This window comes from Arenibacter sp. 6A1, assembly GCF_012272855.1.
Taxonomy (GTDB): domain Bacteria; phylum Bacteroidota; class Bacteroidia; order Flavobacteriales; family Flavobacteriaceae; genus Arenibacter.
On sequence record NZ_JAAXCQ010000019.1, the window covers coordinates 21,401 to 31,495 of the forward strand.

Annotated in this window: 7 protein-coding genes; 3 read left to right on the forward strand and 4 right to left on the reverse strand. The window is 40.0% G+C overall.

Annotated features, from left to right (window positions below; genetic code table 11):
• The first annotated feature begins 69 nt into the window (after nt 1-69).
• Entirely contained in the window at nt 70-1,002 is a 933-nt protein-coding gene (locus HCG49_RS15235; protein ID WP_168470388.1) for an SPFH domain-containing protein, read from the forward strand.
• An 892-nt stretch (nt 1,003-1,894) separates the two neighbouring features.
• Here the strand turns inward: HCG49_RS15235 and HCG49_RS15240 are convergent.
• The 4 genes from HCG49_RS15240 to HCG49_RS15255 all read right to left on the reverse strand — a co-directional run bounded on the left by HCG49_RS15240 (nt 1,895) and on the right by HCG49_RS15255 (nt 4,896).
• Nucleotides 1,895-2,113, reverse strand: coding sequence for a DUF6327 family protein (locus tag HCG49_RS15240; protein ID WP_168470389.1), 219 nt, complete (start codon nt 2,111-2,113; stop codon nt 1,895-1,897).
• Nucleotides 2,114-2,116: 3 nt separating this feature from the next.
• The gene (locus tag HCG49_RS15245; protein WP_168470390.1) at nt 2,117-2,464 is read right to left on the reverse strand and encodes a hypothetical protein; all 348 of its coding nucleotides are present in this window, start codon (nt 2,462-2,464) and stop codon (nt 2,117-2,119) included.
• 11 nt (nt 2,465-2,475) lie between these two features.
• Complete coding sequence (locus HCG49_RS15250; RefSeq protein ID WP_168470391.1) at nt 2,476-2,805, reverse strand: YtxH domain-containing protein; 330 nt, start codon at nt 2,803-2,805, stop codon at nt 2,476-2,478.
• A 405-nt stretch (nt 2,806-3,210) separates the two neighbouring features.
• On the reverse strand, nt 3,211-4,896 hold the full coding sequence (locus HCG49_RS15255) for a glutamine--tRNA ligase/YqeY domain fusion protein (protein ID WP_168470392.1): 1,686 nt from the start codon (nt 4,894-4,896) through the stop codon (nt 3,211-3,213).
• Between the two features lie 279 nt (nt 4,897-5,175).
• Here HCG49_RS15255 and HCG49_RS15260 point away from each other — a divergent pair, with 279 nt between their 5' ends.
• Nucleotides 5,176-7,431 (forward strand): gliding motility-associated C-terminal domain-containing protein, encoded by a 2,256-nt coding sequence (locus HCG49_RS15260; protein ID WP_168470393.1) that lies wholly within the window; start codon nt 5,176-5,178, stop codon nt 7,429-7,431.
• A gap of 6 nt (nt 7,432-7,437) precedes the next feature.
• On the forward strand, nt 7,438-9,519 hold the full coding sequence (locus tag HCG49_RS15265; RefSeq protein WP_168470394.1) for a type IX secretion system membrane protein PorP/SprF: 2,082 nt from the start codon (nt 7,438-7,440) through the stop codon (nt 9,517-9,519).
• Nucleotides 9,520-10,095: the final 576 nt, after the last annotated feature.

Sequence of the window (10,095 nt, forward strand, 5' to 3'; positions counted from 1 at the left end):
TTAAGGCACAAACCCCTAGCCGTTAAGAAAGTCTTTTGTAAATTCAGTACTTAATTCTAATTTACAATTATGGATCCATTTTATTTACTATCGCTATTATTTATAGGGGTCATTCTGCTCTTGTCTTCCCTATTTACAGTAAAACAACAAACTGCCGCCATTATAGAACGCTTTGGAAAATTCCACAGCATTCGAACTTCTGGTTTACAGTTTAAAATTCCGATTATAGATCGGGTGGTTACCCGGGTTGGACTAAAGATTCAGCAATTAGATGTGATCGTAGAGACCAAAACCTTAGACGATGTTTTTGTAAAATTGAAGGTGTCCGTACAGTATGTTGTCCTTAAAGACAAGGTATATGAGGCCTTTTACCAATTAGAATATCCGCACGACCAGATCACTTCCTACGTTTTTGATGTGGTTAGGGCCGAAGTTCCCAAAATGAAATTAGATGATGTTTTTGTAAAGAAGGACGATATTGCCATTGCCGTTAAAAAAGAACTGCAACAAGCGATGTTCGACTATGGCTACGATATTATCAAAACCTTGGTTACCGATATCGATCCCGATGCCCAGGTTAAGGAAGCTATGAACCGCATTAATGCCTCTGAACGCGAAAAGATTGCCGCTCAATTCGAAGGGGATGCCGCTAGAATTTTAATTGTAGAAAAAGCCAAGGCCGAGGCCGAAAGCAAACGATTACAAGGACAAGGTATTGCAGACCAGCGCCGCGAAATTGCCCGAGGACTAGAAGAATCCGTAGAAGTGCTGAACAAAGTAGGCATCAATTCCCAAGAAGCCTCTGCCCTGATCGTGGTAACACAGCACTACGATACCCTACAGTCTATAGGCGAGGCAACCAACACCAATTTAATCCTATTGCCCAATTCTCCACAGGCGGGAAGCGATATGTTAAACAATATGGTGGCCTCTTTCACCGCCAGTAATATGATCGGTGAGTCCATGAAATTAAAAAATACAGAGAACGAAGACGAAAAATAAGCCTTTAATTACCACTTAGTAAGCCTTTTGATGTTTCCTTTACCAGAAGATCAAAAGGCTTTTTTTATGCTTCATATTTAGGTGTCATCATAAACACGCTACAATTTTCGGTTCCATAGTCATAATTACTATACCAATAAGTATTTAATCTTGGGCGTTCCCTCCTCCGTCGGGCGGGCTCTTCGCTGTATCCCTTGCCATGCAGCGGGGATGCCGCTGCGATCCCTAACGCAGGAACCAGTCAACCCTAATCAGGGAAGTCCATGATCAATGTGAAATGAAACAATTTTTCAATGTAACCATTAGAAAATGAGCTCACTTCAATATTTGCACATGGCCATTGGTGAATTTGGGGCCTTTGTTTAAAGGTAGCACCCCCGATTACCGATCCCCTATTTTAAACCTTGCTTATTGCTAATTGAAAATGACTGCAGCCAAGGCCAACGCGCCAGCTGGCCCCTTACTACAAATCCAAATTGTTGAATTTTCCGTGCGGTCCTCTCTTTTCTCTTCGCTCTTTTCTTTTATCTAATATCTAATTGGTTATTGTTCACTGTATTTACAGCTTGCCCTTTTGTTGAACTACTCTGATTAGTGTTTACCATTTTTAAGCATGAACTTCCCTGATTAGTGTTGCCCGCATTTAAGCATTGTTTATTGCTAATTGGTTATTGTTAATTGAAAAAGCGTTAGGGATTGTAGCGGCATCCTTTTTTAGGAGGCAGGGCCTTTTAAAAAAGATATAGCGGAAATACCGACCCATAGGGGAACGCCCAAGAAAACAAGGGTGTAATAGTGCTGAAACTTTTATTCACGAACTGTATAGAATACGACCGCTACCCTTCTGAGACGGGTCCGTAAAAGGTGCCTAGAATAAAAATAACAATTGGTTTTATCTTCTTATCTTTTTAAGAATCTTATTGATAACAAAGGAAAGAACGGCCTTTTGCACCATTCCCCCTGCCCCTCCTAATAGATTTTTAGGAGCGACAGAAGATTTGGCCTTGTTTACATTAAACCTGATCAATTCTTTATTGATATTCTTTTGCAATTTCAGAACCTTCAATTCAGTATCAATTTCCTCAAAGGAATTAAAAGAAGTCTTTCTCATAGTCTATTCCTCAAAATAATATTTAGAAAACTTTTTTAGGATAGGTTTATCCAATTTGTGTCGGAACCAATAACACATTAATCCGACCAGGATATAAAATAAGCCCACAAATAAAAACCCTAAAAAGGTATTTTCAAGGGCTTGGCCAATGCCGAAGGCCGCCGCTAGGGACAAGATAAACAATGCCAAGAGCGCCACACCGCCCACCAGTAAAACTTTGGCCATTGTCGCCACTCCCCGCATAAATAATTTAAAGCTCTTCAACTTATAATACTCTGCGGTATTATCTACATAGGAACGAAGGTTTTTTTCGGCCTCCGATAAATTTTCTTTTAATTCCTCTATGGCCATAATCTTATTTCCTATTTGTGAAGATCTGCATTCTTTTTCTTTAAATCGGCTAATTTAGCTTCTAAGGCGCTGATAATATCATCGGCCTTATAGCTCATATTGGAGATTGTTTCATCTAGTTTGTGCTCAAAGTCCACTTTCTTAGCATTTGCCGTTTTGGTAAGTTCATCTTTGGCGTGGGAAAGCCTAGAACTGAGATCGTCTGAGGTTTTTTTTGCCTTCTTTCTAATTTTTTTACGGGTTTTCTCCCCCTTTTCGGGAGCGTATAGAATTCCAATACCAGCCCCAATGGCGGCTCCGGTTAGTAAGGCTAATAAAGTATTTCCACTGTTGTTCTGCATAATCTGTGTTTTTTTAGTTAATAGTTCTTACATCCATTAAGATACGGTAATTAGCGCATAATACGTGTTAATACTTGTTAAAAGTAAGAAGAAGTCGTTGTTGCGCTAGATTGGGGCTCCTATAGATTGGAAATCATCACAATCTCTATTTTTACGCTTAGACCGCTCCAAAAGAAGCCATGCTAACAAAAAGATTGTCCCAAAGCCGGCCAAAGCCATGAAAAATACATTTTACACCAGATTAAGTCAACTAAACCTCATATAAGAACTCCTCACGAATTCTCATACCTCGGGAGATGGAAATATATTGCCAAAAAAAGAAACCACCTCAAATACGCTGTAAAGAGGTGGTTTTTAATAAAAAATACCAATAGTTATATTGATATCGATAAGCTTATTCTATGCTTAGTTTTTTTGTTGAATTTTCGCCCAACTGTCCCTTAAACCAACCGTTCTGTTAAAAATCAGTTTTTCGGAAGTAGAGTCCTTGTCCACATTAAAATATCCGGTTCGCTGAAATTGAAAACGATCTTCAGGGACTGCATTTTTTAAACTTGGCTCTACAAAGGCATTAATCACCTGTAGGGAATCCTTATTGATAAATTCTAAAAAGTCCTTGTCTTTATGACTATCTGGCGTTTCATCCATAAAAAGTCTATCGTACAAGCGTACTTCGGCCTCAACGGCATGAGGGGCAGAAACCCAATGCAAGGTCCCTTTTACCTTTCTAAGGCTTTCCTCGGTACCACTACCACTTTTACTTTTTGGGTCATAGGTACATTGTACCTCTGTAATATTCCCATCGGCATCTTTTGTACAGCTCTCGGCCATTATAATATAACCGTTCTTAAGTCGCACTTCTCCCCCTAATTTTAACCTAAAGAATTTCCTGTTGGCTTCTTCTTTAAAGTCATCCTTTTCTATATAAATTTCCCTTGAAAAAGGTAGCTGCCTAGATCCGGCCGACTCGTCTTCCGGGTTGTTTTCTGCTTCTAACCACTCTTCTTCTCCTTCTGGGTAATTGGTAATGACCACTTTTAAAGGATCTAAGACCGCCATAACCCTTGGGGCAATTTTATTTAAATGTTCCCTGACATGAAATTCCATCAAGGAAACATCGACTACGTTATCTCTTTTGGCAATCCCAATGGTATTGGCAAAGTTGATCAGCGATTCTGGCGTATACCCTCTTCGTCTCAATCCAGAAATGGTAGGCATTCTAGGATCGTCCCATCCAGAGACCAATCCCTGTTCTACCAATTGCAGAAGTTTACGCTTGCTCACCACCGTATGGCTAAAATTCCTTCTAGCAAATTCGCGCTGTTTTGGTCGTACCTTATTTTCATCGACCACCTGATCTAAGAACCAATCGTACAATTCTCTGTGCATGGCAAATTCCAAGGTACAGAAAGAATGGGATACCTGCTCTACATAATCGCTCTCCCCATGGGCCCAATCGTACATCGGATAAATACACCAATCGGTATTTGTACGGTGATGCGGACGGTGTAAGATACGGTACATCAAAGGATCGCGCATCAGCATATTAGAAGAGGTCATGTCTATTTTCGCTCTTAAAACATGCTCGCCTTCCTTAAATTTCCCTTCCTTCATCGCTTGAAAAAGCTCCAGGTTTTCTTCCACAGAGCGATCTCTGAACGGACTTGGTTTTCCGGCCTCGGTCGGGGTTCCTTTTTGGGCGGCTATTTCTGCAGACGATTGACTATCTACATACGCCTTGCCCTGCTTGATAAGGACAATGGCCCAATCGTATAATTGTTGAAAATAATCTGATGCAAAACATTCTGTTTCCCATTGGAAACCCAACCATTCTACATCTCTTTTGATAGCATCGACATATTCCTGCTCTTCCTTGGCGGGATTCGTATCGTCAAAACGAAGATTTACCGGAGCTTTATACCGTAAGCCCAATCCAAAATTCAGGCAAATAGAACTAGCATGACCAATGTGCAAATACCCATTGGGCTCTGGCGGAAAACGAAAACGAAGCTTCTCTTTTGCAAAACCATTGCTTAAATCTTCCTCTACAATATGCTCTATAAAATTCAGCGATTTTGACCCTTCACTCATATTCTTTTTTTTGTTGCACAAATGTATATAAAATGCAGATAAAGCGTACTATAAAAAGCGTATACCATACAAGAAAGCCCTTTTCACAACACATTTATTTAGCCTTACAACTTAAACTTTAATAAGCCTTGTCCATTCTCCATATTTGTTAGGCAACAGCGAGAAAATCGGGGATACAGTTTTTTTTGCTGCCACCATGGACCCCAAACCACTGCCCATGGTTTTCTGTAGATAATGCTACAAACGATTCGCCAACAGTGGCCCAAACCACCATAAAGTATGATACCGACCCTAAAAAATAGCCTTCCGTTCCTCTTTCTTAGCTACCTTTTGTTAGTTGCTGCCCCCTTGTTTGGGCAAACATTGAACAAACCTACTCCGGCAGATAATCCTAATATAGCCGGGAATTCTATTTGGACGGCCGCCTGTGCTTCGGCAGATTTTAACGAATACTATGTAAATTTTACCTGGTTGCCAACCGTAAACGCCGATAACCAGTTTATTTTAGAACTCTCCGATGCATCTGGCAATTTTGGTTCACCCACCGAATTGGCGAAGATTTCTAATAAAAATACGAATTTTAACTTTGACATCAAGTTTTCCTTGCCCACAGATACCCGTGGAGAAGCCTATAGATTTAGAGTGCGAAGTACTAGTCCGGCTAAAATAAGCCCGCCTTCGGATTCCTTTGAGATGTATTATATAGATTTTAAATCTTCCCTGCTTATCAGTCAAAACGCTAATGGCAATATTCCCTCTGGTGGCCGTATAGACCTATGCAGCGGAAATAACATCACCCTAGCCGTACATAACGTCAGTCACCCTGGAAATTATCAATATAAATGGTATCGCAGCGGTACTTTGTTAAGCGAAAAAAGCAGTGTTATTACCATAGACATACCTGGAATTTATATGGTAGAGGTAGACTACGGGACCAGTTGTTCCGGATCGGCCAATACCCTATCTAATAGTATAAAAATAAAAAAAGGTAGTAGCATGGGGATTGCTATAAATCCTCCTGCAAAAACTTTATTGTGCAGCGGTGAAACCCTAACCCTAGAAAGTAATATTAAAGACCAAGGCTTTACCTATACCTGGTACAAGGATGGTATCCCTATAACATCGCCGATTGTAGATGCCTCTAGCTATACCGTAGATGCCAATTCAGTAGGGTTTGAAGGGGAATATTCGGTTGAAATAGATGGCGATGACATTTGTATGGAACGTTCTACAGGAATCAATATCAACTTAGAAGAAGATTTTTCGGTAACGATAGATCAGACCGGGCCTCTAGTTTTATTACCGGGAAAAACGAGCGTACTATCGGCCACTACCGATGCCAATACGCCCACTTACCAATGGTACAAGGACAATACTGCCATTCCCGGGGCTACCGACAAAACGTATTTGGCCAATGCTATTGGGGAATACTATTTGGAAGTAACCCAAACCGGAGGTGCTTGTACCACCAGCAAGAATTCAGAAAAAATTCTTATAAGCCCTCCTACCGCCTTTGAACTAAGTATCGCCTACGCCACAGAATATACCGACTGTAATAATACTAGCATCGTCTTGGAGGTCGACACCATTACCGCGATTTTTCCCAATGGTACAAGGGCCGATGTGACCTTGGAGCTACTTAATTCTTTTAGCTATCAATGGGAAAAAGACGGAATGCCGCTAAGTAGTGAGACAGGAAAAAATATTAGCCTGACCACTTCTGATGAAAATGGAAACTACACACTGGTGGCAACCTTAGACGGTTATAATCCCACTTCCAATACCCTGGATGTAATTCTTATGACCAATGAAGCCCTTACCATAAATACTGGAACAACGGTACTTTGTAACGATAGTTCCGAAATTAGTATCGGTACAACAACCGATCTAAATGGAGCCACATTTAACTGGTTGAAAGATGGCAAAAACCTAAACCAGACGAGTACCGTTTTAACCGTAAATAGCCCGGGAACCTATTCTCTTGAGCTTTTAAAAAACGGGTGTACTTTGGTCTCCAATTACATCTCCGTAACGCCTATGGACGAGTCCTTAATTAGCCTGAACATCGCCAACAACGAAGTGGTTATTAGGGAAGGGAGCAGTAAAACCATCACCGCTAGCGGGGCCGATAGTTATGCTTGGTATGACAAAGACCAAACATTAGTGAGCAGTACATACGAAATTGACCTTAGTAGAGAAGGGAATTATACCTTGTTGGCTACCCTTAATGGCTGTCAAATAAGCAAGGGCCTTAGGGTAACTTACCAAGATACATTTAGCATCCCCAATGTTGTTACGGCAAATGGGGACGGCTATAACGATCAGTGGGTTCTTCCCAACACCTATACTAAAGACCCAGAGATAAACGTTATTATTTATAACCATAAAGGAGAAGAGGTTTTTAACCAATTTCAATACAATAATGACTGGCCACAAGCCACTACCATCTTCCCTAAACAAAACATGGTGTTTTACTATACCATTAAAAAAGCCAAGAAAACTTTAAAACAAGGTACTATAACCGTTATTCGTTAACCAACCATGCGCAGCAAAAACTATCTTATACTATTCCTTTTCTTATTGGCCCTTGCTAAGCTAGGCGCCCAAGAAGAAAACCCTACTTTAAAATATAATGTCCCTTCCCAGAATTTATTAAAATTCAACCGGTTTTTAATCAACCCTACTTTTTCCACGGTGCGGGAAGACAAGTCGTATATCAACCTTTTGCATAGAAACCAATCGGTATCCTTTAGTGATAACAATCAGGATTATTTTTTGAGTTATAGTGGTAGAATGAATGATAGAAGCGGCTTGGGGCTAAGCCTTTTTTCCCAAAGAGAAGGTTTGATATCCAATTATGGGGTCATGGCCAACTATGCTTATGGAATTAAGCTCGCCGACAACAGCAATTTTACCTTTGGGGCCAATCTGGCGTATTATAATAGCGGTTTCGACCGGGGGCGTGCTAATGCATTGGACCAGAACGATCCTGCCTTAAACGGCTTGCAGGAAGGTTCCCTGCTTAGTTTTCAACCTGGGTTTAACCTTTCCTTTAACCAATTTGATTTTGGTGTTTTTGCCGAAAATTTATTCGACTATAACATTAGCGAAAATATTTCCAATACGCAGTTTAAGGAAAAAACATTCTCTGCCCATTTACAATATACCCATCAGTTTAAAAATGAGGGTGGACTTCTTCATGAAGCTCGTTTAATGCCTTTGGCCAGAGTGAGGGCCATGGGAGAAGAAGAGGTAGTTTTAGGAGGAAGCCTTATCCTCGATTTGCCAAAATTAGGATGGCTACAAGGGGGCTATGATAGCTTCTACGGCGCCTCGGCAGGAATAGGGTTTAATCTAAACCGAAGAGTATCGATCGGATATACCATGGAAAAAGGATTGACCAATAATTTTGACAACCTAGGATTGACTCACGAAATATCCTTTGCCTTTTCTATAACCCCTACCCTAACCGAAGACAGGGTTATGCTCGAAGATAAAGAGGATGAGCTTGTTGCCCAAGATAAAAATACCGATGAAGTTCCAAGCTTGCGCGATTTGGAAATAGAAAAACTTAAAAAAGCATTGGCCGAAAATGATGAAATATTGGCAGAACTGATGTTTCGACAGGATTCCCTAGAGGAAAATCGCCAAAAAGACCTAGAACGCAGGTTCGAATTGGTCATGAAAATGGTAAAGAACGAAACCCAGGGAAAACGCCCCGATTTGGAAAACAAGGCCCAAGAGATCTTTTTATTTAATGCTGCCGACAAAAACGCAACCTTGGCCAAGAAAAACAATAGCACAAGCAAAATACCGAACAGTATAGTAAAGGCTAGTATTCCTAAGGATATAGTAGCGGCCAAATCCGATATCAAAAAAGATCATCCTTCCCAAAACAACAACTTAACGGAAGCGGACGAATTCACTGAAATTGCTAAAAAACATCAGATAAAAAGTAAAAAATTCAGGGATCTCCCCGGGGTAAGCGAAGGCTATTACCTAGTTGCCAATGTTTACAAAGGCGAGAAATACCTAAACCAATTTGTCAACAGCCTTACCCAAGAAGGTCTTAGGGCCGATTACTTTGAGAATCCTAGCAATGCCCTAAAATATGTATACCTAGAACGCTATAATACCTGGCAAGAGGCCTTAGCGGCCCATAAATCAAGTTTGGATGGTAACTATACAGGCGATATGTGGATTATGAACGTAGACAATAGCAGCTATACCGATAAGGCCTATGTAAACAATGTTCACAAAATAAAGGAAAAATCATCGCGCTATAGCTCCGATCAATTACAGAAAAACGTAGTGGTAAAAGACAAGGTGAAAGCAAACGATCCCAAAGCAAAAATGTTTAAGATAAATGGAGTAGGGAGTGGTTATTACATTATTGTAAATGTATTTGCCAATGCCAACAATGCCAATAAATTCGTAAAACTACTCAATGCCCAAGGACTAAGCGCCAGCTATTTTATAAACCCCGATAATAACTATCGGTATGTTTACTTAAAAAAACACGAATCCTGGAACAATGCCCTGGTGTCCTATTACTCTAAACTCAATGACACCTATTCCGAAAAAATGTGGATTATGAGGGTGACCCCCAATGGTATCACTTAGGGAATTATAGCGTAGTGGAACTTAATAATCCAAAAACCAACCTAAAAATTGAAATCTAAAAAACCGACCAATCTTTTAATAAATTTTAAACTATTACCCCATTGAAAAAGTAAAATTCAAAGCCAACACCTTTTTTAAAAATTCAAGACCATAATTCATTTGTAATACATCTGATTGTTTTTATATGCAGAAAAACCAAGGTCCCGATCCATGCGAAAACTTCTAATATCGCCAAGGCTTTTTCATTAACCCGATGAAGCGCAACAAATTATGGATAAAAGGGCCTTTTTTCATTTTTAAAAACCCAATACTCTTATTATCAACACATTACAAACAAACACAAATCTTCAAAGTGGTCTTCAAAGTGATTTCAACATGCCTAAATATGTGTGAGAAAAAAGCCATCACCATACAAAAAATGGATTTCACAACAGAAATAAACCACGCTACAACAATAACTTCTTGCCCTCAGGATTAAAGTCAATATTTGTTATTGAACGCCAAGCGTTTGTAACCAAAACGAGAATTTTCACAAAGAATTCCACCTCGGTTACTGAAAACTAAGATTCACAAGCC